Source organism: Pseudomonas sp. MYb327 (assembly GCF_040438925.1).
Taxonomy (GTDB): Bacteria; Pseudomonadota; Gammaproteobacteria; order Pseudomonadales; family Pseudomonadaceae; genus Aquipseudomonas.
In genome coordinates this window covers 3,383,593-3,408,327 of the sequence record NZ_CP159258.1, presented here as the reverse complement: position 1 = coordinate 3,408,327, position 24,735 = coordinate 3,383,593, and the positions used below count along the sequence as shown (strand labels likewise).

Below are 24,735 nucleotides of genomic sequence, written 5' to 3'. Positions count from 1 at the left end.
CATTACTCAGGCGGGGGTAGTCATTTGAGCGAGGATGTCCTTGAGTGACATTGAATCGTCGACAAGGCTTGGGATGTCGGGTTTTTGTCGTCCCTGAACGAGCTTCTTGATCAAGGCGAATTCCGATTGGCGATTGATGCAGTCTGCGGCAATCACCATGCCTTCGCGCAGGTAGAACACAACAAACGAACGCAAAGTCTGCGAGCCGCGCAGGCAGGTCTGGTCGTGACCCAGTGACAAGCCGACAGTTTGCAGTTTCAGGTCGTACTGATCGGACCAGAACCAAGGTACGGAACGATAGGGCAAGGGCTTGGCGCAGATCGCCAGTGCCGCCGTACGGGCTTGCTCTATGGCGTTGGGAATAGACTCCAGGCGCAGCCGGCGACTGTAGAGCTCGCTTGGATGACTGCAACAATCACCAATGGCGTGAATGAATGGGTCGCTGGTGTGAGTGTTCTCATCGACCACAATGCCATTGTCGATTTCAAGCCCCGCTTGCTCCGCCAGCTCGGTATTGGCAATGGCACCGATCCCGACCAAAACCAGGTCGGTCGGGAACACACTGCCATCGCTGAGTTGAAGCGATTCAACCCGTTCTCCCTTACTATCCAGATTGAAACGATCGAGTTGGGCATTGAGATGCAGCTTTGCCCCTTCAGCCTGATGAACTTGCTGATAGAAACTGGAGACATCCGGGGCTGTTACACGTGCCAGAATCCGGTCCATGCTTTCTATCAAGCTGACTTTGAGTCCTCGCTTGAGCGCCATGGCAGCGACTTCCAGGCCAATGTAACCCCCACCAATTATGACCAGACGTTTGCCTTCGAGCATTTGCTCGCGCATCTGCCGCGCCTGAGCGAGGGTACGCAAATAATGCACGTTTGCCGGGGGGCGCTCTGAGTCCAGGATGGCAAGTTGTCTCGGCCGGCTGCCGGTGGCGAGAATCAAATGGCTGTAGCCCAGACTGCTGCCATCGGACAACTCAATGGTCTTTCGCGCAGCGTCCAGGCCCACCACCTGAACGCCGAGACGCGTCTCGATGTTGGCCTTTTCATACGCATCGGCGGGACGAATTAGCAAAGCCTGATCATCGACCGTACCCGCCAGAAAGCCTTTGGAGAGGGGAGGGCGCTGATAGGGCAGGCTGACTTCATTGCCAATCAGTACGACGCGTCCGGTGTAACCGTTCTGGCGCAGCGAAAAGGCAGCTTCGCAGCCGGCATGGCCGCTGCCGACAATCAGTGTGCAGCTGGATTCAGGTTGGCTCATTTACAGTCTCCCGGCGACTGGCTCTTTCAGGCGATTTCCAGCATGGCGAAGTCTTCTTTGGTGGCGCCGCATTCCGGGCAAATCCACTCGTCGGAGACATCCTCCCAGCGCGTGCCGGCGGGAATGCCCTCGGCCGGCGCGCCGAGTGCTTCGTCGTAGATGTAACTGCAAAAAAAACATTGCCACTTTTTCATGATCGTCGTGCACCTTCTTAATGCATGGAAATGGTGAGTCGTCGTGTAGGTTTCATTCCACCCTTACTACAACTTTGGCGGACAGTTCGGGGACCTGGGCCATGGCAAAGGCTTCGGCGAACTGAGCGAAATCAAACGAGTGGCTGAGCATTGGGGTGATATCGAGTTGCGCATCGCTGAGCATCTCGATGACTTCCGGAAACTCATCTGGATAGGAGAGGGAGCCGATCAGTACGAGCTCCTTGATCATCACTTGGATCATGTTCAGTTGAACCGGCTTTTTGTGCGTCGCCAGTACCACAATCCGCGATTTTTCCCCGGCCATGTCCACCATTTGCTCCAGCAGCGGACCATGCCCGGCACAGTCGATGTACAACGAGGCATCGACTACGGGTAGCCCGGTGAGCTTGGCGGTTCGCATGCCCAGGTATTCCTGGAGTGTCGACTGCAAATCTGCACGTCCGGGGTTGATGACGTGGTCCGCGCCGAGTTGACGGGCGCGCTCCAGTCGCTCGTCGGTCAAGTCCACGGCAACCACTTTGGAAACTCCGCGGTACTTCAATGCGGCTATCACACCCAGGCCGATAGGACCTGCACCAAAGACAACGGCACGGTCTTGAGTGGTAACGCCAGCCTGGTTCAGGCCATGCATACCCACGGCAATGGGTTCGGTCAGTACGGCACGCTGGAAGTCCAGCGAGTCGGTCAAGGGGAACAGCGTTTCGCCCAGTCGTGCATTTCGCACCAGCAAGTACTCGGCAAAGCCGCCGTGGTCAGGGTCCCCTGTACCAATGCGGCTCGAGCCCGTCATGGGGTCTACCACCACTCGCAGGCCTGGCTGGATATTTTTTACATCACTGCCCACAGCGTGAATGGTGCCAACCAGCTCATGTCCCAACGGTAGTGGCTGACCACCCGGTCGACCAATGTAACCGTCGCGGGCAAAGCCAAGATCGCTGCCGCAGATGCCAAACATGGCGACCTTTACAATCACATCGAGCGGCCCTGCCTCAGGCATCGGCACGTCGACGATTCGCAGATCTTGAATGCCATACAGGCGTACTTGTTTCATCGGGTGGCCTCCTTGAGTGGGTTCAGCCGGCCAGATTGGCGCGGCCCTTTACCAGGCGTAGCGGCGTATAGACCATCACTACGGTGCCGTCCTGTTTGACTACTTGGTTGCGGGTGCGCACCAGCCCCATGCCAGGCTTGCCTTTACTTGCCCGGGATTCAATGACTTCGACCTCAACATGCAGAGTGTCGCCGGCAAAGGTCGGCCCTTTGATATCCAGCTCAGTGTGCAGAAAAGCCACGCCAACGCCTTGCAGGGCGGTCTGGAAGAGAAGCCCCTCCGCGAAGCAGAACACTTGCCCACCCGGTACCAGGCGCCCATTGAATCCGGCCTCCTTGAGGAACTCGACGTTGGTGAACAACACTTCGAGCATCCCGGTCGCAGAAATGAAGTTGATAATGTCGGCCTCGGTCACGGTACGCCCGAGTGTTTTGAAAGTGCGCCCTACCGGGAGGTCTTCCCAGGGAAAGCCAATGCCAATGGTTTCTAGTTCGCTCATCTGGTTATCTCGTGTCTGGTTGCAAGGTCGGGAACAAGTGATCAGATCGGATCCCAGGTAGTCAGCTCTGGTGATGGCGTGTTCGCATAAAAGGAGGTCAACATGGCCGGTATCGCGTGTTCGGCGATGGTTTCTGCGGTCCAGCCCTCGCTGCGATGCACCGAGCGGATGACCCGGGATTGTGAGAACAGATAGATCTCGTTAGCGCGCACACCGAAGATCTGCCCGGAAACACCAGCCCCCGCGTCGCTCGCCAGGCACACGGCCAACGGGGCAATCTTGCGCGGCTCCATGAGTTTGAGTTTTTCCATGCGCGCAGCGGCTTCGGGGGTGTCGGTCGGCACTGAAGCGGTCATGGCGGTCCATGCCCAAGGGGCGATGCAGTTCGAACGCACGTTGTAGCGCTTCATGTCCAGTGCGATGCTTTTGGAGAGCCCGACCACGGCCATTTTGGCTGCGGCGTAGTTGGCTTGTCCGGGGTTGCCGATCAGGCCACTGGTGGAGGTCATATGGATGTAGCTACCGCTGGCCTGCTCCTTGAAATAGGGGGCGGCGGCACGGGCTACGTAGAACGAGCCATTGAGGTGCACGTCGACCACCGCCTGCCACTCCTCAAGGCTCATCTTGAAGAAGAAGCGGTCACGCACAATGCCGGCGTTGTTGATGACCGTATCGATTCGACCGAACTGATCCAGTGCGCATTCGACAATGCGATGCGCGGAGTCCCACTGGGCTACGCTCTCAATGCTGGCCACGGCTTCACCGCCAGCCTGGCGTATTTCTTCGGCGACTGCCTCGGCAGCGCTGCCGCCATCCGGTGTGTGCCCCAGGTCATTGACGACCACCCGCGCGCCCTCGGCGGCAAAAGCGAGTGCATATTCGCGGCCAATCCCACTACCGGCCCCGGTGATAACGACGACTTTGTCTTGAACCATGGATGGCATGCCCGTCTCCTGCGTATTGAGTGCGGTTTCCGATTTGGGTTGTGTATCTGCTTGGCTTGGTGATGCTATCACAATAACTGACATTATGTCAGTTGTCGATTTCATGCGGCAAGCCGTCGTTTCGCCGCTTAGCTAGAGAATCGATAGGGAAACAACAGTTGCGTGCGCAGGCCAGTTTGTATAGTTTTCACCAATAGCTGTTCGATTGTTGTTTTTGGAGCCGATTGGAGCCAAGAACCGGTTGGTGCAGCTTTTTTGTTTTCGGATTAGCGATACCCGCATTTTTTCGATTTGATGGAGCGAGACTCAACCCATGGCAAACGACGTCACGATGAACAAGCAGGGCCAGACGCTCGGACGCAAAGGCTTGGAAACCCGGCAGCGGCTGATGTCCGCCACACGCCGATTGCTCTATACGCACCCGCTGCCGGATATCACCGCAGTGGCCATTGCCAAGGCGGCGAGTACGTCATCGGCAAGCTTTTATATGTATTTCGATGATGTGCAGGATGTGCTGTATGCGCTGAGTCTTGATGCAGGCGAGGAGATGGCTGAAGTAGCACGCTTGCTTGAAAAGCCTTGGAACCCTGCGCGTTACGAGGAAGAAGCGCTGGGTATTATCGAATCATTGAACATGGTCTGGAGCCGTCATCGCGAGGTGTTGCGTTATCGAAACCTGGAAGCCGACCGTGGCGACCCTCGTTTCGAAGAGCTGCGTATGAACACCTATATCCCGTTCATCGAACGCTTTGCCAAGCTGATCCTTGCGGTCAATCCACCTATGGGCGGACGCAAAAAAAGCGACGCATATGCCGAGGCCACTGTATTGCATGCGGCAATGGAGCGTTTGGCGGCGTTGGACCCGGTGGTCATGGAGCGAGGGCTTGGTGCCAAGCGTGTCAATGCGGCCATTGCTCGAATAGTCGTACAGACCCTGATCGGGCAACCCACCGACAGTGCCAGCATGAGGGCGGCAGCTCTTAGCAAACCCAAAAATGGCGCTTCCAAAGCCACAGCTGAAGACGCTGCGGCCTCGGAGGAGACTGAACCCCAGCCTTGATTTCAGGCTGGGTCGAACTCGATGAAGCCGTGGCTCAGCACCGGCGCATCGCGTTCGCAGGCGTGCATCTTGAACAGCGCAAAACCCGAGCGCACGTGCCACAAGTCGATGCGCATGGTTTCACTTGTCAGCATCGGCCCGGCATAGCGCACGCCAATGGCGCGCAGGCGATCGGGTTCATTGTCGCAGGCCATTAGCAAAGCACCTCGCCCGGCCAAACCAAAACAGCCCAATCCGCGCAGCATGTATTGCTGCGTGTCCGCTTGCGCCTGCGCGGCGACCGCTATGTCGGCTGATAACCGGAACAAGGTGTCGGCGCCCTCGGGGGTGCGGACTTCCAGCGTGCAATCAGGGCTGCGATCAGGAATCGCTTCCGGGCGCTGTGAGGGTTGCGGCTGGCCGCCAAAACCGCCGTTACCACGCAATACCGTGGTCACTTCGATGCTCACCAGCGGATTACCCTGCTCATCGCTAAGCAGTTGCTCCTGCACCATCAAGGCACCTTTGTCCCCTCGATCGAACACGTCTTTGATCTTCTGGGTCAGTACCACGCTTCCTTCTAGCGGCAGGGGGCGATGCACACGCAAGCTCTCCTGGGCATGCACCATCTGCTGCCAGACGATCCCGCTGCGCGGATCTTGCTGCCAGAAATCACCATCAGCCAAGGCTACGGCACTCATTGGCAGGCCGGTCAATGCCGGGTTGTCATCGATAAAGCGGCTATCAATGTGCTGCCAGCTGGGGGCGACGCCCGCACCGAAGCCTTTGGCGAAGCGAATGCTGTCAGCTCTGCCGTAGGTGCGAGTGGAGGCCGCAAACGGCCAGTTCATTAGCGTTTGATAATCAAGGGACACTACGGTTGCTCCAGGCGATGACACGGATGGGCAGGCCCACAGGCCTGCCCGTTCGGGCTCAGGATTGGGCTTTCTTGGCGGCTTCCAGCGAGGCGCGCATGCCAGCGGCGGCTACGGCGTAGTGCTCGTTGGTCGAGGTGCTGAGGATGTGAGTGTCGAAGTGCGCCATGATCGAATTGCGGAAACCCATGATGTCAGCCGAGCGATTGATCGAACGCTTGAGCATGCGCAAGCCAATGGGCGGAGCCTTGGCGATATGCTCGGCCATGTTCATGGTGTATTGCTCAAGTTCCGCGCGCGGCACCACATGGTTGACCATGCCCCATTCCTTGGCTTCGGTTGCGCTGATTCTCTGCCCGGTGAACAGAAACTCCTTGGCTTTGCGAATGCCCATCACCCAAGGGTGGACCAGTGTTTCCACCGAGGCCGCAGCCAGGCTATGGGCGACCGGGTCGCTGAAGAAGGCGTCTTCGGCAGCGATCATGATGTCGCACATGTTAGCGACCATGAAACCACCGGCGATGCAGGCACCTTGTACCTGAGCGATCGTTGGTTTTGGAAAGTCCCAGATGCGCAAAGCGTTGCCCAGGTAGTGTTCGCTTTCCCAAAGCCAGTGCTGCTCGGGCGAGAATTCGCCACGTTTTTCCATGCCATCCATCAAGTCGTGCCCGGCCGAAAAGTGCTTGCCTATGGCGCCGATGATAAGCACGCGGACATTGTCGTCCTTTTTCGCCAGATCCAGTGCATGATCGAGTTCGGCGAGCAGGTTTTCCGATTCGGCGTTGGCGTTGCCTGGCCGGTTATGACTGATGCGGGCCACGTGGCCGATGATTTCGTAGCTGATGTCTTGGTATTCCATGATGGTTTTCCTGTTGTCAGTCATGCGTCGAACTCAACGTAACCGTTGTTGAGGATGGTGATGTCGCGCTGTGTAGCGGTAACTCTGAAGGAGGCGTGGCCGGGGCCTTCGCGCCAGGCTTCGATACGCAACGTTTCACCGGGATACATGGGTGCGGCGAAGCGCAGGTTCAGCACCCGAAGTCGAGCGGGGTCGTTGTCGCAAAGCAGCTTGATCAATGCCCTGCCAGCCATTCCGTAGCTGCTCATGCCGTGCAGGATCGGCTTGTCGAATCCGGCGAGGGCGGAAAAGGTCGGGTCGATGTGCAAGGGATTCAAATCTCCAGACAGGCGATAAATCACGGCCTGCTCAGGACGGCTTTCCAGCTCGATGCTCAAATCGCAAGGCCGGTCCGTAGGGATTGGATGTGGTTTGGGCTGGCCTTCGGCCGAGCCACCGAAGCCGCCGTTGCCGCGCATGAAGGTCGACCACTTCGAGGTCGCCAGCAGCGTTTCGGTGCGTGCGCAGTAGATGCGCCGCGACATGTACATCACCGCACCCTTGTCGGCACCTTTATCGAAAATTTCGTCGACCTGGTCACGGCCGATGACTTCGCCGTAGGCGGGAAGGGGCTGATGCAGGGTCAGGAACTGTTCGCCATGCAGGACCTTGCTCAGGTCAATTCCGGTTTCCGGGTCGGCCAGCCACGATGCGCCGCCGGCCAGGATGCTGGCCATGGTCGGCAACGCCTTCAAGCCAGGCTCGTAGACGTACTGCAGGTCTTCGGCGGCGAGAGGGTTGCAGGTGGCGGCACCGACACCCAATGCATAAAGGATGGTGTCGCGTTCGCTGTAGGTTTGCCTGGCCTCTGGTATGGGCCAGTTTTTTATACGTTGGTAATCGAGAGACACGTTTTATTCCTCGGCCAGGGTGGTTGCTGAGCCATAGCATTGCCTTTAACATTAAAACTGTCAAATAGTCAGTTATGCGGTGTAGTATTCATGTGAGGCCGCTAAAAACAGGCCGGTCGTCATAAATTAATGACTGAGGTTCAGTTGGATGTCCGAGGCCTCGCTCATAACAAGAACGTTTTGGAGACAGACAATGGCTTTATTGAGTGGGAAAGTCGCAATCATCACCGGTGCTGGGCGCGGGCTGGGTGCTGCCTATGCAACGTTGCTGGCCGCCGAGGGCGCGGCCATTGTGGTCAATGACCTGGGTCGCGACGAAAACGGTGCCTATATTGCCGAGTCAGTGGCTCAGGGGATTCGCGATAGCGGTGGCCAGGCAGTTGCCCACACCCAGGACATCTCGACGGTCGAAGGCGGTCAGACCTTATGCGCAACCGCGCTGGAGCATTTCGGTCGTGCAGATATCCTGATTAACAACGCCGGGATCCTTCGCGACAAATCGTTCCTCAAGTTGAGCGAGGCGGATTGGGATGCGGTCATCGCGGTCAACCTCAAGAGCATGTACGCCGTCACTCAACCGGTATTTGGCTGGATGAAGGAGAACGGTGGCGGGGTCATCGTCAACACCTCTTCCACGTCCGGGCTGGTTGGCAATTTTGGCCAGACCAACTACGCAGCTTCCAAATGTGGTGCCTGGGGCTTCTCCAATGTGCTGGCGATCGAGGCTGCCAAGTTCGGCGTGCGTGTCTGGACTCTTGCACCGGCCGCGGTTTCCGCGCTGACCGCGCCATTGATGGACGAAATCAGCAAGGCTCAGTTGGCGCCCGAGCATGTGGCCCAAGTGGTGCTGTACATGGTCAGTGAGCTATCCGGCCAGCGCACCGGGCATTGCTTGTTTGCCTCCGGTCAGAGCGTGCGGGAGCTCAAGCTGGTGTCCGCCGAGGGTATTCGCGGCGGTGGCGTCGATCCGCAATTCAGTGCTCAGCGACTGGCTGCTGAGGAGGACAAGGTTTTTCGTTCGGAAACCGCATTGACCATTATGGATTTCGCCCGCTAAGCAGGCGGCGATCAACTCATCTCGGACGCGCATTGTCCTATGGAGAACAGCATGAGCAATAAAGTTCTGGTCGCCGGTGTTGGCATGGTCAAGTTCACCAAGCCAGGCAAGAGTGAAATGTATGACGTCATGGGCGCACAGGCGATTGCCAGTGCCCTCAAGGATGCCGGTATTGAATATGGTCAGGTGCAACAGGCGTATGCCGGCTTCGTTTCCGGTGACACCTGTTCCGGTCAGACGGCGCTTTACCACGCAGGCTTGACACAGATTCCGGTCATCAACGTAAACAATGCCTGCGCGAGTGGGTCTTCGGCCTTGTTTCTGGCGCGTCAGGCGGTCATGAGTGGCGTTGTCGATGTAGCCTTGGCCGTTGGCTTCGAACAAATGAATCCCGGTGCTCTGGCTGGCAGTGATGCGGCTGCCCGCACGCCAATCACAGTGCGTATCGATGAGGCCACTCGGCGCATCCGTGGTTGGGACGAACTGGCGCCTTCGGGACCCCAGTACTTCGGTGGAGCGGGTGCCGAATACATGGAGAAATACAACGTCGGTGCCGAGCTGTTCGGGCGGGTTTCGGTCAAGGCCCGCAGCCACGCCGGGCGTAATCCCTACGCTCTGTTCACCGACCCGCTGACTCTGGAGCAGGTGATGGGCTCCCCGGCTATTTTCGGGCCCTTGACTCGTCTGATGTGCTGTCCGCCGACCTGCGGCGCCGCAGCGACAGTGGTGGTGTCCGAAGCCTATGCACGCAAACATGGCCTGGCCAATTGCGTAGAAATCGCAGGCATGAGCCTGACCACCGACGGACCGCAAAGCTACGAGTCCGGCAGTATGATTCAAGTGGTTGGTGCCGGCATGACCTCGCGGGCTGCTCAGCAAGCCTATGCGCAAGCGGGTGTCGGTCCGCAGGACCTAGATCTGGTCGAGCTGCATGACTGCTTCTCATCCAATGAGATCATCAGCTACGAAGCCTTGGGCTTGTGCGCCGAGGGCGGCAGCGAACGTTTCGTTCTCGATGGCGACAACACCTATGGCGGTAAGGTGGTTACCAATCCATCCGGCGGACTGTTGTCCAAGGGACATCCATTGGGGGCGACTGGTCTGGCGCAGATTGCTGAAGTGTCCTGGCATTTGCGCGGGTTGGCGGGTGATCGCCAGGTACCTGGCGCACGACTGGGGCTGCAGCACAACGTCGGGTTGGGTGGCGCCTGCGTCGTCACCATTCTGAAAAAGATCTGATCTGCAGCGCTCCAGGCCCAAGGGCTCGTTTGTTTTGCTAAACGAGCCCGCTTTCTTCCAGTCGATTGATTTGTCTGCGCAGGTGTTAGCCGGCGCGGTTTCGTGAGGGCGATATGAGCGAGCAATTGTCGCAGCACTATCAGGCCATCCTTCAGGGGCTTGGTGAAAATGTCGAACGTGAAGGGTTGCTGGACACCCCAAAACGTGCGGCCAAGGCTATGCAGTATTTGTGTAATGGCTACCAGAAAACCATCGAAGAACTCGTCAACGGTGCTCTGTTCGAGTCGGACAACGATGAAATGGTGATCGTCAAGGATATCGAGCTGTACTCGTTGTGCGAGCACCATCTACTGCCGTTCATTGGCAAGGCGCATGTGGCCTACATTCCGTCAGGCAAGGTATTGGGCTTGTCGAAGATTGCCCGCATCGTCGATATGTTTGCGCGCCGTCTGCAGATTCAGGAGAACCTGACTCGGCAAATTGCCGATGCGGTCCAGCAAGTTACCAATGCCGTCGGTGTCGCCGTGGTGATTGAAGCCAAGCATCTTTGCATGATGATGCGCGGCGTGGAAAAGCAGAACTCGATGATGACGACCTCGGTCATGCTCGGACAATTGCGCGAATGTGCGAACACTCGCCAAGAGTTTTTGCAGTTGATCAGAAGCCAGAAGTGATACGTAGTGACTGATAGCTTGTCGGCCCTGAAATCAAGGCCGACAGCATCTTGATGCTAGACGGGCTGTTCCATCGGTTGGGTCAGCATACTCCACAAGGCGGCACCGTCGCGGGCCAAAATCTGTTGGCCCAAGCGTTCTGCCCAGTAGTGTTCGCTGCCGGCATCCGCACGCCATTGCCACAGGCGTCGGGTGTAGTAGTGAAGGCTATGCTCGTCGGTCACGCCAATGGCACCAAAGACCTGGTGGGCCATGGCGGCAGCGCGTCCCGCGGCCTTTCCAACCAATGCTTTAGCCACGGCCGCCGCCTGAAACGGGTTGCCTGCATCGATCATGCGTGCCGCGTAGAGGCCGGCAACCTGGGCGGCGGCTGCCTGGGAGGCGAGCTCGGCAATCATGTGCTGAATGGCCTGGAACTTACCGATCGGTTTACCGAACTGCACACGGGTGTTGGCATAGTCGACACAGAACTCCAGTACTTTAGCCAGAGCACCGGCCATCTGAATGCTTCTGAGTACAGCGATCAGCGGTTGCAGCGAACTTGTTCCAAGCGATGGCGGTGCGGCTGCAAACTGTTCGGGCCGCGCACCGTACAGGCACCATTGTGCGCAGGGAAGGCGATCGAGCGTTTCGACTATTTGGTGCTCACCTTCGCTGGCGCGAACTAAGCAGAGGTATAAACCGCCATCGCGCTCAGCGAGCAATACGACATGCTCAACAAGCGGCAACCAGCTCAACTGCGTGTCACGACCCTGCAAGCGATCTTGCCCATCCATTTGATACAAGCTGGTGGATACCGTGATGGGGCCTTCAGGCACTTGCAACCCGGCACAGGAAAGCGCCCACGCCGCGATGGCGGTTTCTCCAACGGGTAAAGGAACCGCATGGGCACCGCACAGGCGCAACATCGGTTCGCTCTCGGTCCAACTCAGTCCTGCACCGCCATGCTGTTCCTGACACATGGCAAGTGGGATGCCCAACTGCTCGATCTCTGCCCAGAGGGCTGTCGCCGGGCGGCCATCTTCAGCATCGACCCAGGTCTGGCGATCGATACGATCAGTGAAGAGTCGGTTCACTTGTTCTGCGAGCATTTCGCTGATGTTCATGTCTTCATTCATCGCAGTCCAAGCCCCTTGGCAATGATGCCGCGCAAAATCTCGCGTGTTCCGCCGCGCAGGGAGAAGCTCGGCACGTTCTGTACGAGGAAACCCTGCAATTCACTCAACTTGTTGCCACTGACAAGGGTGGATGGCGTGTCGAGCAATTCGCGCACGAGCTCCGGGATTCGTTGTTCATGGGTATTGCCCAGATCCTTGACCAGGGCGGCTTCCTTGGCAGGGGAGTGGCCATCCTGAAGTTGGCCAAGGATGGACAGCGACATTTCGCGCAACACCGTCAGTTCCGCGAAGGCCTCTCCCAGTTTGCGCGCCGCCAGGCGGTCCGCCTTGTGGTCGCCATGCAGGGCCTCGATGGTCAAGGGCAGCAGAGGAAAGCTGCTCATATAACGGTCCGGTTGGCTGCGTTCGAAAGCAAGCTCCGCAGTGGCCTGGCTCCATCCGTCGCCTTCTTGCCCCACCAGCATATCGTCAGGGACGAATACATCGTCGAAGACGACTTCATTGAAGTGCGCTTCGCCTGTCAGATCGTGAATGGGGCGTACTTCGATGCCGGATGAACGCATGTCGATCAAAAACTGCGAGAGCCCTTTGTGGCGCTCCGAGTCAGCACTGGCACCCGTGCGGAACAGCCCGATCATGAAGTCGCAGAGGTGTGCGTTGGTAGTCCAGACCTTGCGGCCATTGAGTCGCCAGCCACCATCGACGCGGGTAGCGCGCGAACGCAGCGAGGCCAGGTCGGAGCCCGAGTCGGGTTCGCTCAGGCCAATGCAAAACGAAGCCTGGCCTTTGACGATGAGTGGAATAAAGCGGCGTCGCTGTTCTTCACTGCCCAGGCGCAAGAGCAGGGGGCCGCTCTGTCGGTCGCCGAACCAGTGCGCACCCAGCGGCGCTCCGGCGGCGAGCATTTCCTCGACGACTACGTATCGTTCGAGGCCGGAGCGCTCGTGGCCGCCATAGGCTTTCGGCCAGGTCATGCCGATCCAGCCGCGGCGACCGACTTCAAGGCTGAATTCGCGGTCGAAACCCGTCCAGGAGTGCCCGATCTTCCAGCCGGACCATTGGCTGGCGCTGTCTTGAAGGAAAGACCGGACTTCCTGGCGTAATGGCTCCAGGGCGGCAGGCAGCAGCAAGGGTTTGAAGCTGAAGGTTGATGTCACGGCAGATCCCTCAGATTACGTTGCGTTGACGCAGTTCTGCGATGTGCGCTGGGTTCATGCCCAACCAGTCACCGAGAATTTCATTTGTGTGTTCGCCAATGGTCGGTGGCGCCGACTTGTATTGAACTGGCGTCGAGGAAAACCGCATTGGGCTTGCCGCAGTACGAATCGTGCCATTGACCGGGTGTTCCAGCGGTACGATCATTTCGCGCTCGATGGCATGTGGGTCGCGCTCCAGGTCGGCCATGCTGTTGATCGGGCCGCAGGATACGGTGGCGGCATTGAGGTGGGCGATCCACTCATCCTTGCTGCGGCCACGTAATGCTTCGGTGAGCAGCGTCGACAGTTCCTGGCGATTGGCGACACGCGCGCCATTGCGGGCAAAGCGAGGGTCTTCGATCCACTCGGCGCGGTCGACGGCGGCGGCCAACCGGGCGAATTCGCGATCATTGAAGGTAGCGACCAGGATGAATCCGTCATCCACCGCGTAAACGCCATAAGGCGAAGCGCTTGGGTGATCGTTGCCGGTGCGTCCCAGTTCCTTGCCGCCATTGAACCAGGCGGAAAAGGTGTTGAGCAACGCTGCGACCTGGGAGTCGAACAGTGATACATCGATGTGCTGGCCCTCACCACTCTCATGGCGATGATTGACCGCGGCGAGCACGCCGATGGCGGCGTAAAGGCCGGCACAGATATCAGCCACGGGAACACCGACTCGCATTGGACCATCGCCGGCATGTTCGTCGCGGTGACCGGTCACGGACATTACCCCCGCCATGGCCTGGATCAGGTAGTCATAACCTGAGCGGTTAGCGTAGGGGCCGGTCTGGCCGAAACCGGTGATGGAGCAATAGATCAGGCGCGGATTGATCTCGCGTAGCTCTTCATAGCTCAGGCCATACTTGGCCAGGGTGCCAGTCCGGTAATTCTCCAGCAGGATGTCCGATTTCGCCGCCAGCTGGCGCAACAGCTCGGCGCCTTCGGGCTCAGCGAAATTGACGCTGATCGAGCGCTTGTTGCGGTTGACCGATTGGCTGTAGGTGGACTCCTGGTGGGGTTCGTTCTCAGTCCCTGTGATCCATGGCGGGCCGATGCGGCGGATGTCATCGCCTTCGCCCTGGCGTTCGACCTTGAGGACGTCGGCGCCGAGGTCGGCGAGTATCTGCCCGGCATAAGGGCCGGCAATGACCCGGGTCATGTCGAGTACGCGCAGGCCTGCAAGTGCTTCTTTGGCAATATTGTGCATAGTCATACCGCTATGGTGTACCCGCCATTGACCGAAAGGACCTGGCCGGTGATATAGGAAGCCGCTTCGGACAGCAGGAAGCAGACAGGGACTGAAACTTCTTCAGGAGAGGCGAAGCGACCCAACGCAATCTGCGCCAGGTAGGTTTCGAGAAATTTCGGATCGGTACGCACCTTCTCGGTCATGGCAGTTTCCACCATGCCGAAACACACGGCGTTTGCGCGGATGCCGTGTTTTGCCCATTCACGTGCAGCCGTCATGGCCATGCCGAACATGCCGGACTTGGCCGCCGAATAGTTGATCTGGCCGAGGCTGCCCCGGCGGCCGGCGTCGGACGAGATAAACACGATCGAACCTGGAGCGCTGTCGCCTGCCCGGGCACGTTGCAGCAGATGCTGACCGACTGCCTGGGTGAAGAAAAACGAGCCGGTAAGGTGCACATCGATCACCTGTTGCCACTGCTCCAGCGTCATCTTTTCGATCATGGCCGGCCGACCAATACCAGCGTTATTGACCAATCCATGGACGGCCCCGAAGTGACTGACTGCCTTTTCCACGGCCGACTGTACGAAGGGCTGGTTACTGACACTGCCAGCCAGTGGCAGGTAGTGTTCGCCCAGCTCATGGGCGGCGCTGTGCAGGGCATCGGCGTTGAGGTCGACAGCCGCGACGTTGGCACCCAATTCGATAGCCAGGCGGGCAATGCCCAGGCCGATTCCCTGACCGGCACCGGTCACGACAATTGTGCGACCGGCAAGTGACATCGGATTTTTCATGATCTATCGCCTAGTGGTGGTGTGGGTCGAAAACGACAAAGAACTGGTCAACTTCCTCGACTATGCGCGCCTTGACACGCAGGCCAATCGTGACCATGTCGGCGGGCATGCCTTCAATGCGCGTCATCATTCGCGGACCTTCATCAAGGTCGACCAGAGACACGTTGTAGGGCTGCGCGGGGGGCTTGGGGCGGATGACCGTCGCTGAGTAAACGGTGCCAAGCCCGCTGGCTTGCACCCATTCCAGGTCGGTATTGCCGGTTCGCGGTTCAAGCACCCGAGGATAAAAAAAGCAGCGTTGGCTCGAGCGGCTGCGCTGGAGCATGAATTGGCCTTGCTTCAGAAATTCCTGAAAGTCGGCGTCGGGGCGAATAGTCGTCATCGAAAGCCTGCTCCATGATCACTAAACTGCCACAGTGTCAGTAATTGACGGTGTATGGCACTGGATTGTCGATTCTTATTGTCCTATCTGATATAAAACTGTCAAACAGTTAGTTTTTAATATGCGGTCATTCCTTTCGCCAGTCAAGCGCAGGGACTGCATCAGAAAGGGCGAGGCTTCGATGACAGACAGTTCGAATTCGTTATGGGCGCCGCTGCGATTTGCCTCGTTCCGCGCCTTGTGGCTGGGCGCGTTGGCGATGAACCTGGCGATCTGGATGCAGAACGTAGGCGCTGCCTGGCTGATGGTGTCGCTGACCAGCTCACCGATGTTGGTGGCGCTGGTGCAGACGGCAATCAGCCTGCCAGCGTTTTTCTTTGGGCTGCCAGGTGGTGTGTTCGCCGATATTTTCAATCGACGTCGTTATCTGCTGGTCACCCAGCTAGGGATGTTTTGCACGGCTGCCACCTTGATCACCTGCAGTGCCCTGGGCCTGGTCACGCCCTGGCTGTTGCTGGGGCTGACGTTTTGCTTCGGTATTGGTTTTGCGCTGCAAGGGCCGGCTTGGTACACCACACAAGCGGAGTCTGTGCCACGACCCTTCATGGCCTCGGCTTTGGCGCTTTCGTCGTTGTCCTACAGTTCGGCGCGTGCTGTTGGCCCAGCGCTGGCTGGCAGCGTGGTCGCGATGTCGAATGTGGTCAGTGTGTTTGCCATTTGTGGGCTGTTGCTGCTGGGGTCGTTGCTGGTGGTGATCCGCATGAAAGTACCGGCCCGTGATACCAGCCTGCCACCCGAAACGCTGTGGGCCGGATTGCGCGGCACTTTGCGCTATGTGCGGCACTCAGCCGTCATGCGTGAGCAATGCTTGCGCACCTTTGCCTTTGTCGGTGCAGCCAGTGGCCTGTGGGCGTTGTTGCCAGTGGTCGCCAGCGAGTCGGGTGGCGCCGGGAACTATGGCGTGCTGTTGGGCAGTCTCGGCGTGGGCACCATGGTGGGAGCGTTTCTGATGCCCATGGTTCGCGCCCGAATGTCGCTTAACCTGATGCTGGCGCTGGCAGCATTGTTGTATGCGCTCAATTGTCTGTTTGTGGCGTTGGCGTCCAGCACGGCAGTGCAGTGTGTGGCGCTGTTTTTCGCTGGCATCGGCTGGCTCGCTGTGGGTACCAGCAACCTAGTCGCCATCCAGTCTTCAGTTGCACCGTGGATTCGCGCTCGCGCAGTGGCGATCTACATGCTGGTGTTTCAGGGCTCCCTGGCCATCGGCGGTGCGTTGTGGGGGGCTGCGGCCAGTCACTTCGACAGTCGCACAGCGTTGATGCTCGCAGCCGGGGCGGTGGCACTGTCGATGCTGGTGATGTGGCGCTACCCGGCGTGGCTCGGTGACGACGACGAAGTAACCCCATCGAGCCCAGAGCTGCCGGCTTTCAACTTTGCCGGCCTCGAGCCTGGCGAGGGGCCGGTGGCGGTGCAGATCGCCTATCAGGTCAGTCCGCAGAGTCGCGAAGAATTCCTTCGCCAGATCAACCGTATTGGTGCCCAGCGTCGCCGCGACGGCGCCAGCTTTTGGCGGATCTACCGGGAACTGGACCATCCGGATCACTACCTTGAGCGATTCATTGTCGATTCATGGTCGGATTATCTGCGCCAGCAAGCCCGAACCACCCTTGCGGACCAGCAAGCTGAGGCGAAGGTCAGAGCGTTTCACTGTGGCGATGGCCCGCCGAAGGTTTCACATTTCATCGGTGAGCGCCTAGTGCGTTGAACTCATAAAAACAATAAGGGAAGGGGTGCGTCATGAAGGCTTTGTTCTATCCGGGAATCTGGCTAATGAACCGTCTGGGGTTCGCCATGAAATTCAGCCTGATCAGTGTTTTATTCTTCGTGCCGTTGTTGGGGGCCAATACATACCTGGTCGGCATTGCCTATCACCAGTGGCGGGTCAGTGCAGCTGTACTCGGCAGCCTGGCGGTGGTGCGGGAGTCTCTGCAGTTGCAGCAACAGCTTGACCTGCTCAAGGATCTGGCCCTGATCCGGCAACGGGTGAGCCAAGTGGAAAAGAAAAGTGATATCAGCCAGCGAATCAAACTGGCTGAAGAAGCTGCCGTCTCCACGATTAGCCGGTTGGACATTTCAGGCCTTGATTCGCAGACGATTGAGCGGCAGCGCACGGCGTTGATCCAAGGGCTGCAAACCTTGCGCAAAACCGAAGGCGCAGCACCCCGGTCGGAGTTGAGCGGCCAGTTGTCGGCGCAAGGTGCGCTTCTCCTGGAAAGTATTGTCGAGCAGGCGGGGCTGAGCCAGAACGATGAGTCGCGAGTGCGTCAGCTCAGTACCCTGATCGCGGTTCAAGTGCCACGGCTATCGGCACTGCTGAACAGTGCCCGAACACTGGGCTCGATTACCTTGGGCCAAGGCTACCCAAGTGCCGCCGACAGCGTTGCCCTGGAGCAATTGATGGTGGGGATGGATCGAGTCGGTGCTGACAATGCGCAGAAATTCCAAATCTTTGACGCGCACATTGCACGTTCGCTTGCACCTGCGCTGCAGGTCGGGTTGCAAAGCATCGAAAGAGGCAAGCAGCTACTCGATGAGCAAATCCTCAATGCGGCGGAGCCGGTGCCGCAGTGGCCTGCCTATTTCGATCAGATGACCGGCTTGAATGACAAGGTTCAAGGGCTGAACGAAGCGGCGCTGGCATCGCTCACCCAGTCATTGCAACAGCGGCTTGGGCAGGCCCACGTCGAGATGATCCTGTTGTTGGTGGCGTCACTCGCCATTCTGTTGTTGATCACCTACTTGTACGGTGCTTTTTATTTGGCGACTCGCGGAATCCTGGATGACTTGAGTCGGGTGATGGGCAAGGTTGCCAAAGGCGACATGACCGTGAGTTTCGAGGTGCTGGGCAAGGATGAGTTGGCGGCGCTCGGTACAGTGTTCAACGGTACGGTTGGACAGATCCAGCATCTGATCAGGCAAGTCGATGGCGTGGTGTTGCAGGTCGGTCAACAGACCGATCTGGTGCAATCGGTTGCTCGTTCCAGTGCGCGTGAGGTAACGGGGCAACGTGAGCAGCTGGAAATCGTAGCGACAGCGATGAACCAGCTTGCAGTGACTGCACGCCAAGTCGCACGCAATGCGGAAAGTGCGGTCAGCAGCGCCCGAGAGGTAAACCGGGAAACCGAGCAGGGTCGTCTCAGGGTGCGAGAGCAGGTCGGTGCAATCCAGCGATTGGCGGGAGAAATCGATGGGTCGATGCACTTGATTCATCAATTGGCGGCCGACAGCGAAGCGATAGGCCGGGTCCTGGAGGTGATCCGCAATATCGCTGAACAAACCAATCTGCTCGCACTCAATGCGGCCATTGAAGCCGCCCGTGCCGGTGAGCAGGGCCGGGGGTTTGCCGTAGTCGCCGACGAAGTGCGCACACTGGCACGACGCACGCAGCAATCGACACTGGAGATCGAACAGATGATCGGCAACTTGCACAGCCGGGTAGCCGAGACAGTCAAAGCCATGAGCAACAGCCACAAGACCGCCGGAACTACGGTTAGCCAGGCTGATGAAGTGCAACAGACGCTGGAGAACATCGTCCGGGCTACAGGGCTGATCGTTGAGCAGAGTCAGCTTATAGCCGTTGCGGCGGAGCAACAGACCCAGGTGTCGATGGAGATCGACAAGAGCCTTGTCGACATCAGTCAGGTGGGCGAGCAGACCTCCAAAGGCGTCATCCGGGCGGAGCAGGCAAGTCAGGATTTACATGGGTTGGTGAATGCTTTACGTAAGGAGATTGGTGCGTTTCGGATATGAGAGGCCAACGTGAGTAGTGGGGCTATCGGATAAGGCCCAAGCTCAGGACTAATTGTCTGTGTCAGCTCCAGCTGCACGTGCTGAAGGGGCCCATCTACTCTATCTCCGCAAAGCCCACGTCGCTGCTTGTCTTCTTACTGGACAGGGATCCCACGCCCCTATAGCGTGAACCACAATGGCCTTAGGCCACACCGTTCGCCGCTACTTCATAAGGATTTGAAACGTGCTCATAGAATCGCTACGCCTGATCAACTTCAAAAAGTTCAAAGATCAGACTTTTGACTTCAACGAAGATGTGAATATTTTCGTAGGTGATAATAACGCAGGCAAAAGTACGATTCTGGAGGCTTTGGAGATCGTGCTCAATTTTCAGTATCGCGGTCGGCCATTCAATAGCGAGTTTTCCCCGGATCTGTTCAACGCAGAGATAGTCGCCGCGTTTCGCGCCTCGCCAAAATCGCCTGCAGACTTACCGATCCTCGTGATCGAGGCGTATATGAAGAACGTGCCCGACTACCGCGGTGCGAACAACAGCCTGAAGAAAGATGCTCAGGGGGTTCAGATCAAAGTCAGCTTTGATCCAGATTTTACTGATGCCTATAACGATTACCTAGCTTCCGGTGCCGCGATAACCAGCATCCCAGTGGAGTTCTACCAAGTCGAATGGATGGATTTTGCTTGGAATGTTATCAAGCCGATGACCAAGCAATTCAGAGCGCTCTACATCGACCCCACTCGTATTCATCCCACCTTCGGCAAAAATCAGTACATCTCGAATGTGCTGAGTACCGCCCTCAGAAAGGACGAAGAGTACCGTCTGAGCTTGCACTACCGTGAGACCCTTCAATCCTTCAACAACACTGATGAGGTCACCACCGTCAACAAGGATTTGGATTCCGATAACAGGATCACGGAAAAGAAGCTGACCATCGCCGCCAACACTATGCCCGCGGGCGCTATCCAGAACGGTCTGCAACTTGAAGTAAATGCCGTGCCGTTCCACATGATCGGCAAAGGAGAGCAGAGCAAGGTGCAAATCAAGCTGGCCCTGCACAACAAGTCAAAAGACATCGACCTGGTAATGATGGAGGAGCCGGAAAATCACCTTTCGCATGTCGAGCTGAGCAAGTTGGTGCAAGACATTGAGGACCAGCGAGACGGCAAGCAGCTATTCCTGACTACCCACAGTTCTTATGTGCTGAACAAACTGAGCATTGATAAAATTTGCTTGCTGCATGACACATATAAGCGACTGCATCTCCTGGACAAGGGGGTGGTAAAGACGCTGAAGCGGCTGCCAGGCTACGACACGCTGCGTGTCGCACTCTCCAGGAAGGTGGTGTTGGTCGAAGGCCCCTCTGATGAGTTGATTCTCAAAAAGATCTACAAAGACACCCACAAGGAGCGTCTGCCAGAGCAGGACGGGATTGATATCATTGTGGTGCGCGGCGTCGGGTTCAAGACGTTCATTGCGATCGGCAAAGAAATCGGTACCGCGATTAATGTCTTGCGAGATAACGATGGAAATTACGAAAAGAACGTCGTTGAAGCACGCAAGGATTACACAGATTTCCCAAACATAAAGCTGGTCTCTTCAACGAACAACAACGAGTTTTCGCTAGAGCCAGCGATGATTCTGGCCAACGCGGATTCGGAAAAAGAGTTGCAGGCATTTGCAGAAATTGTCCTCTCAACCAAAACCATCAAGCTGTTCAATGCCAAACCTACCTTTGCTGAAAAGCTCGAATTTATCGTGGAGTGGTTCAGAAGCGGTGACGGCGACGGCAAAGGCAAGAAGAAGGTCGACACCGCGATTCGAATTTTCGAAACTGATGAGCCGTTCAAATATCCAGCCTTCCTCACAGAGGTGCTGAATTTTGCCTAATAAACTCTGCATGGCGGGTGCCGGCTCAGGCAAGACTCACAAGGTCATTACCGAATCAATCGCCGAAATCGAGCGCGGAGGAAAGGTTCTGGTGGTGACCTACACGACCAGTAATCAGCAGGAACTCAGACGTCGATTTCTGGAGATCTTTGGTACGCACAGTGATCGGTTCGTGGTCAAAGGTCTGTTCTCATTTTACCTGGAAGACATGGTGAGGCCGTATCAGCAGGCATTGTTCCCGCGGCGGATCGATGGCATCTGTTTCAACCAGCGCAATCCTCATATGAAGCCTGATTCAACGTTTATGCTCCCGGGGTGCGCGGAGCAGTTGGACGATAAGAGCTACAACCCAAAACATTTTCTGACTTCATGCAAGACCAAGGCTCACACCGGCTTTCTCGCAAAACTGGCGAGCCGGATCATGAAGGCCACGAAAAACTCTGCTGCAGTACGACTAGGGGAGATTTATACCCGGGTGTTCTTTGATGAGGTTCAAGATCTGGTTGGGTGGGACTACGAAGTGCTCAAGGGGCTGAACAAAGTGATGCCGACACCCATCACGTGCGTGGGAGATTTCCGGCAGACGGTATACGAGACGACGTTTGGCCAAAAAGCACCTAAAACGGCCGCTGAGAAGCTCGCAGCCTTCAAGTCCATGGGCTTTGAGGATGAGTCACTGACGCTAAATCGGCGATGCATTCAACCGATTTGTGACGTCGCCGATGCTGTACACAACGGTGCATATGAAGCGACGGAGTCGGCGGTGAAGAGGGTTCCACCTGAATTTGCTCACCACCTCGGCACCTTCATCGTCAGGGAGTCGGACGTCACCGAATACATCAAGGTGTTTGACCCTATGGTGCTGCGCTGGAGCGTAACGTCAGGAGCGAAGCTTCTTCCCACCGAGGCGCGCTGCTATAACTTTGGCGGGAGCAAAGGGCTGGGTTTTGATCGGGTGTTGGTGCTCCCCACAGAAAACCAGTTGCATTTCGTCTTGGATGGGCGAAAGCCGTTTCCCGCGAAAGACGAAACAGCTCAGAACAAGCTGTACGTCGCCATCACGCGCGCGCGATACAGTCTGGGATTCATCGTGCCAGACAAGAAGGCCGCTGGCTTACGGTTCCCGATCTGGACGAATGCTCCTGTTTGAAGGAAGTTAATGAATCCACGCAGTGATGACTTCAGCTGATAGCGTTTCTGATTAATGTCTCAATTTTTGGGTAGGGCTCACGTACTATCTGAGGAATGGGGGCATCACATCTGCACTTTCCCCAAGCATCAGCGAACGTTTGGCCGCCCGCTTTTACCAATCATGGTGATGAGGCGTGCTGGAAAACACCGATACAACCGGTGGGGCTTCAGATTGCGGCAAAGCTAAAGGGAAAGTCGCCAAGGCTTCCTCTGCTCAATAAAAAAGGCATGAGTGATGCTCATGCCTTTTTTGTTTTCCGCATTCGGTATCAGTCCCGAACACCCTCAAGCAGGCCCTTGAGGTTGGTGCTCATGACGCGTTGGGTCTGTGCTTCATCAAGCATGTCGATGTCTTTGAAGAAGTCCCGCGGGTGGGTGAGGCCTTCCGGGTGCGGCCAGTCGCTGCCGAACAGTACGCGTTCGACGCCGATCAAATCGATGAGCTTGTCCACTGGATCTTCATAGAACGGTGAAACGAACACATGACGGCGGAAGGTTTCCACTGGATCGCGTTTGAACGACTTCGGCATCTTCTTGTAGATGTGTGCCAGGCGTCCCAGTAGCGGCTCCAGCCAGGACGTGCCGTTTTCCAGCGAAGCCACGCGCACATCAGGGAAACGATCGAAGACGCCATGGCAGATCAGTGCCGCCAAGGTGTCCGAAATGGCACGACCCATCCAGTCCAAAACTTCGCCGAATGGCTCTTTCTCGAACGGCCTGAATTCACCCTTGCCACCCGCCGTCCACCAGCTGTTGATCTTGTCGTAGCCGGAGTCGGAAACGTGCAGCATGACAAAAATCTTTGCTTCGTTGACGCGAGCCCAGAAGGGGTCGAACTCGGTGAAGCCCATTGACCGGCCACCAGTCAAACCGGCGACAGGTGCAGGACGAACGCCTACGACCCGCGCCCCGGCAGCAAGGACGAATTCCAGTTCCTGTACGGCTTTATCGACATCGATGAGGTTGATCATCGGTACCGGAAACAAGCGGTTATCACGGGCAAAACCGCATTCCTCGGCCAGCCACTGGTTAGACGAATGAAACAGGGCGGCAATGGCGTCCGGTTTGTGCGAAAGGCGTTCTTCAATGACCGAGCCGAGTGTCGGAATAAACAAGCCGGCATGAATTCCCTGCTCATCCATGACCTTCAGATGCGCTTCTCCGTTGAAGAAGGCTGGATGGGAGGGCACCGGATCACCACCGAACTCACGCAGTGACAGGCCTTCCGGGTTTTCACCGCGATACCACATTTCATGGGAGCCGGGCGCGGCAACCACGTCGAACGTTGGGTTAGGAATGTAATCGCTCAATACACCGCCAACCGCCAGCTTGGTGCGGCCATTGATCTGCACGTACTGGAACTCTTTGCGGAACTGCTTGGGCAAATGGCGCAGGAATGCTTCCGGTGGCTCGTAAAAGTGACGGTCTACGTCATAGATCGGGTAGTTGACGGCTGGCATGCTGACCTCGGGTTGCAGGCGTGTTGTTTTGGTAAAGATGACCATATGTCAGTTATTTTTCTGCGTCAAGTCTCCTCTCAAAAAGTGCTTTTTATCAAAGCAGTCCAAGAGTTTTTCTAGGGTGTCGCTGTGATTTTTAGTTGATGCGGATATAGCGAAATAAACTGACTCTATGTCATCTTGTGGCTGTTAGGGTGTCAGCGGGATACCCAGGGAAATTGAGTAGGAGAGGTTATGACGACTGATTTGCGCAATAAAACGGCCTTGGTTGTTGGCGGTACCAGCGGTATTGGCCTGGCAACCGTTCGCAGATTGCTGGAAGTCGGGTGTGCGGTTAAGGCGACCGGTGTATCGCTGGCGGAAGTGCAGTCTTGTCAGGATGACAGCGAGTTGGCTGCTGTCGATTTCACCGTGCTCGATGTGGGCGACTCCGCAGCTGTCACTGGGTATTTCGCCGCGCTGTCCCGGCTCGACATACTGGTGAACTCCGCGGGCATTGGCCGCGGCGCCAGTGAGTTCACCGAGGAGGGTTTCCTGCGCACGCTGGAAATCAATCTTGTCGGTACCATGCGTTGCTGTTACGCAGCGCGCGAACTGCTGGCAGCCAATGCTGGTTGTATTGTTAATCTGGGGTCTGTGATGAGCACCTTCGGTAGCCCGACGGCACCCGCCTATGCCTCGAGCAAAGGCGGCGTAGTGCAGTTGAGCAAGAGCCTGGCTGTGGCGTGGGGCAAGGAAGGCATCCGCGTCAATGCGGTAGCGCCAGGCTGGACCGACACTCCGATGACACGTGGCATGTCGGCTGATGTCGAGCGCAATACCCGGGTACTGGGGCGTACCCCCTTGGGTCGTTGGGGACAGCCAGATGAAATCGCGCAGGGCATTGTGTTCCTCTGTTCGCCAGCTGCTTCGTTCATCAGTGGAGCGTTGCTGCCGATTGACGGCGGCTACACGGCCTGCGGGGTCTGAGTTTAAGATTTACCGAGGGGGAGCTTGCTCCCCCTCGTTGTGTCTGTAGAGTCGCCCACTGAGGATGCGGCTCACAAACGATGCTGCATTCCGGAAAATTCGCATAAAATAAAATGACAGCATGTTGTCA

At 57.3% G+C, this 24,735-nt stretch carries 23 protein-coding genes; 9 read left to right on the top strand and 14 right to left on the bottom strand.

The features are described 5' to 3' along the window. Nucleotides 1-6: 6 nt before the first annotated feature. Genes ABVN21_RS15275 through ABVN21_RS15255 form a run of 5 tightly spaced genes read right to left on the bottom strand, consistent with a single transcriptional unit; the run spans nucleotide 7 to nucleotide 3,978 of the window. Nucleotides 7-1,269 carry an FAD-dependent oxidoreductase gene (locus ABVN21_RS15275; RefSeq protein WP_339552806.1) on the bottom strand — a complete coding sequence of 421 codons (1,263 nt, stop codon included), beginning with the start codon at nucleotides 1,267-1,269 and terminating at the stop codon, nucleotides 7-9. A 26-nt stretch (nucleotides 1,270-1,295) separates the two neighbouring features. Next, entirely contained in the window at nucleotides 1,296-1,463 is a 168-nt protein-coding gene (locus ABVN21_RS15270) for a rubredoxin (protein ID WP_339552807.1), read from the bottom strand. A 52-nt stretch (nucleotides 1,464-1,515) separates the two neighbouring features. Beyond that, on the bottom strand, nucleotides 1,516-2,535 hold the full coding sequence (locus ABVN21_RS15265; RefSeq protein ID WP_339552808.1) for a zinc-binding dehydrogenase: 1,020 nt from the start codon (nucleotides 2,533-2,535) through the stop codon (nucleotides 1,516-1,518). 22 nt (nucleotides 2,536-2,557) lie between these two features. Next, on the bottom strand, nucleotides 2,558-3,034 hold the full coding sequence (locus tag ABVN21_RS15260) for a MaoC family dehydratase (protein ID WP_339552809.1): 477 nt from the start codon (nucleotides 3,032-3,034) through the stop codon (nucleotides 2,558-2,560). A gap of 41 nt (nucleotides 3,035-3,075) precedes the next feature. Beyond that, nucleotides 3,076-3,978 carry an SDR family NAD(P)-dependent oxidoreductase gene (locus tag ABVN21_RS15255; RefSeq protein ID WP_339552810.1) on the bottom strand — a complete coding sequence of 301 codons (903 nt, stop codon included), beginning with the start codon at nucleotides 3,976-3,978 and terminating at the stop codon, nucleotides 3,076-3,078. A 313-nt stretch (nucleotides 3,979-4,291) separates the two neighbouring features. Between ABVN21_RS15255 and ABVN21_RS15250 the strand changes: the two genes are divergently transcribed. Then, on the top strand, nucleotides 4,292-5,038 hold the full coding sequence (locus tag ABVN21_RS15250) for a TetR/AcrR family transcriptional regulator (protein WP_339552811.1): 747 nt from the start codon (nucleotides 4,292-4,294) through the stop codon (nucleotides 5,036-5,038). Nucleotides 5,039-5,040: 2 nt separating this feature from the next. Here ABVN21_RS15250 and ABVN21_RS15245 read toward each other — a convergent pair whose 3' ends face one another. From ABVN21_RS15245 to ABVN21_RS15235, 3 genes are read right to left on the bottom strand one after another with little or no spacing between them, the layout of a single operon-like run. Beyond that, nucleotides 5,041-5,892, bottom strand: a complete 852-nt coding sequence (locus ABVN21_RS15245) for a hypothetical protein (protein ID WP_339552812.1) — start codon at nucleotides 5,890-5,892, stop codon at nucleotides 5,041-5,043. Between the two features lie 58 nt (nucleotides 5,893-5,950). Continuing rightward, entirely contained in the window at nucleotides 5,951-6,751 is an 801-nt protein-coding gene (locus ABVN21_RS15240) for an enoyl-CoA hydratase (protein WP_339552813.1), read from the bottom strand. 20 nt (nucleotides 6,752-6,771) lie between these two features. Then, nucleotides 6,772-7,641, bottom strand: coding sequence for a MaoC/PaaZ C-terminal domain-containing protein (locus ABVN21_RS15235; RefSeq protein ID WP_339552814.1), 870 nt, complete (start codon nucleotides 7,639-7,641; stop codon nucleotides 6,772-6,774). A 193-nt stretch (nucleotides 7,642-7,834) separates the two neighbouring features. Between ABVN21_RS15235 and ABVN21_RS15230 the strand changes: the two genes are divergently transcribed. From ABVN21_RS15230 to folE, 3 genes are all read left to right on the top strand, one after another. Further along, nucleotides 7,835-8,698, top strand: a complete 864-nt coding sequence (locus tag ABVN21_RS15230) for an SDR family NAD(P)-dependent oxidoreductase (protein ID WP_339552815.1) — start codon at nucleotides 7,835-7,837, stop codon at nucleotides 8,696-8,698. Between the two features lie 51 nt (nucleotides 8,699-8,749). Beyond that, nucleotides 8,750-9,937: a lipid-transfer protein gene (locus tag ABVN21_RS15225; RefSeq protein ID WP_096511937.1), complete on the top strand. Its 1,188-nt coding sequence runs from the start codon at nucleotides 8,750-8,752 to the stop codon at nucleotides 9,935-9,937. A 113-nt stretch (nucleotides 9,938-10,050) separates the two neighbouring features. Continuing rightward, the gene (folE, locus tag ABVN21_RS15220) at nucleotides 10,051-10,611 is read left to right on the top strand and encodes a GTP cyclohydrolase I FolE (protein ID WP_339552816.1); all 561 of its coding nucleotides are present in this window, start codon (nucleotides 10,051-10,053) and stop codon (nucleotides 10,609-10,611) included. Between the two features lie 56 nt (nucleotides 10,612-10,667). On the opposite strand, the gene ABVN21_RS15215 is transcribed toward folE, so the two are convergent. Genes ABVN21_RS15215 through ABVN21_RS15195 form a run of 5 tightly spaced genes read right to left on the bottom strand, consistent with a single transcriptional unit; the run spans nucleotide 10,668 to nucleotide 15,290 of the window. After that, entirely contained in the window at nucleotides 10,668-11,717 is a 1,050-nt protein-coding gene (locus ABVN21_RS15215; protein ID WP_339552817.1) for an acyl-CoA dehydrogenase, read from the bottom strand. An 8-nt stretch (nucleotides 11,718-11,725) separates the two neighbouring features. Then, complete coding sequence (locus ABVN21_RS15210; RefSeq protein WP_339552818.1) at nucleotides 11,726-12,886, bottom strand: acyl-CoA dehydrogenase family protein; 1,161 nt, start codon at nucleotides 12,884-12,886, stop codon at nucleotides 11,726-11,728. 10 nt (nucleotides 12,887-12,896) lie between these two features. Further along, the gene (locus ABVN21_RS15205) at nucleotides 12,897-14,138 is read right to left on the bottom strand and encodes a CaiB/BaiF CoA-transferase family protein (RefSeq protein ID WP_339552819.1); all 1,242 of its coding nucleotides are present in this window, start codon (nucleotides 14,136-14,138) and stop codon (nucleotides 12,897-12,899) included. Continuing rightward, nucleotides 14,135-14,908, bottom strand: a complete 774-nt coding sequence (locus ABVN21_RS15200) for an SDR family NAD(P)-dependent oxidoreductase (RefSeq protein ID WP_339552820.1) — start codon at nucleotides 14,906-14,908, stop codon at nucleotides 14,135-14,137. Before ABVN21_RS15200 ends, ABVN21_RS15205 begins: the two co-directional genes overlap by 4 nt. Nucleotides 14,909-14,918: 10 nt before the next feature. Beyond that, nucleotides 14,919-15,290, bottom strand: coding sequence for an OB-fold domain-containing protein (locus ABVN21_RS15195; RefSeq protein ID WP_339552821.1), 372 nt, complete (start codon nucleotides 15,288-15,290; stop codon nucleotides 14,919-14,921). 181 nt (nucleotides 15,291-15,471) lie between these two features. On the opposite strand from ABVN21_RS15195, the gene ABVN21_RS15190 reads away from it, so the two are divergent. The 4 genes from ABVN21_RS15190 to ABVN21_RS15175 all read left to right on the top strand — a co-directional run bounded on the left by ABVN21_RS15190 (nucleotide 15,472) and on the right by ABVN21_RS15175 (nucleotide 22,135). Further along, nucleotides 15,472-17,055: an MFS transporter gene (locus ABVN21_RS15190; protein ID WP_339552822.1), complete on the top strand. Its 1,584-nt coding sequence runs from the start codon at nucleotides 15,472-15,474 to the stop codon at nucleotides 17,053-17,055. A gap of 32 nt (nucleotides 17,056-17,087) precedes the next feature. Then, on the top strand, nucleotides 17,088-19,100 hold the full coding sequence (locus ABVN21_RS15185; RefSeq protein ID WP_339552823.1) for a methyl-accepting chemotaxis protein: 2,013 nt from the start codon (nucleotides 17,088-17,090) through the stop codon (nucleotides 19,098-19,100). 223 nt (nucleotides 19,101-19,323) lie between these two features. After that, nucleotides 19,324-20,985: an AAA family ATPase gene (locus ABVN21_RS15180; protein ID WP_339552824.1), complete on the top strand. Its 1,662-nt coding sequence runs from the start codon at nucleotides 19,324-19,326 to the stop codon at nucleotides 20,983-20,985. Beyond that, nucleotides 20,978-22,135: a UvrD-helicase domain-containing protein gene (locus tag ABVN21_RS15175; protein WP_339552825.1), complete on the top strand. Its 1,158-nt coding sequence runs from the start codon at nucleotides 20,978-20,980 to the stop codon at nucleotides 22,133-22,135. The genes ABVN21_RS15180 and ABVN21_RS15175 overlap by 8 nt, the downstream gene beginning before the upstream one ends. Before the next feature lie 310 nt (nucleotides 22,136-22,445). Here ABVN21_RS15175 and ABVN21_RS15170 read toward each other — a convergent pair whose 3' ends face one another. Further along, the gene (locus ABVN21_RS15170) at nucleotides 22,446-23,636 is read right to left on the bottom strand and encodes an amidohydrolase family protein (RefSeq protein WP_339552826.1); all 1,191 of its coding nucleotides are present in this window, start codon (nucleotides 23,634-23,636) and stop codon (nucleotides 22,446-22,448) included. A gap of 234 nt (nucleotides 23,637-23,870) precedes the next feature. Here ABVN21_RS15170 and ABVN21_RS15165 point away from each other — a divergent pair, with 234 nt between their 5' ends. Further along, complete coding sequence (locus ABVN21_RS15165; RefSeq protein ID WP_339552827.1) at nucleotides 23,871-24,605, top strand: SDR family oxidoreductase; 735 nt, start codon at nucleotides 23,871-23,873, stop codon at nucleotides 24,603-24,605. Nucleotides 24,606-24,735 lie beyond the last annotated feature (130 nt).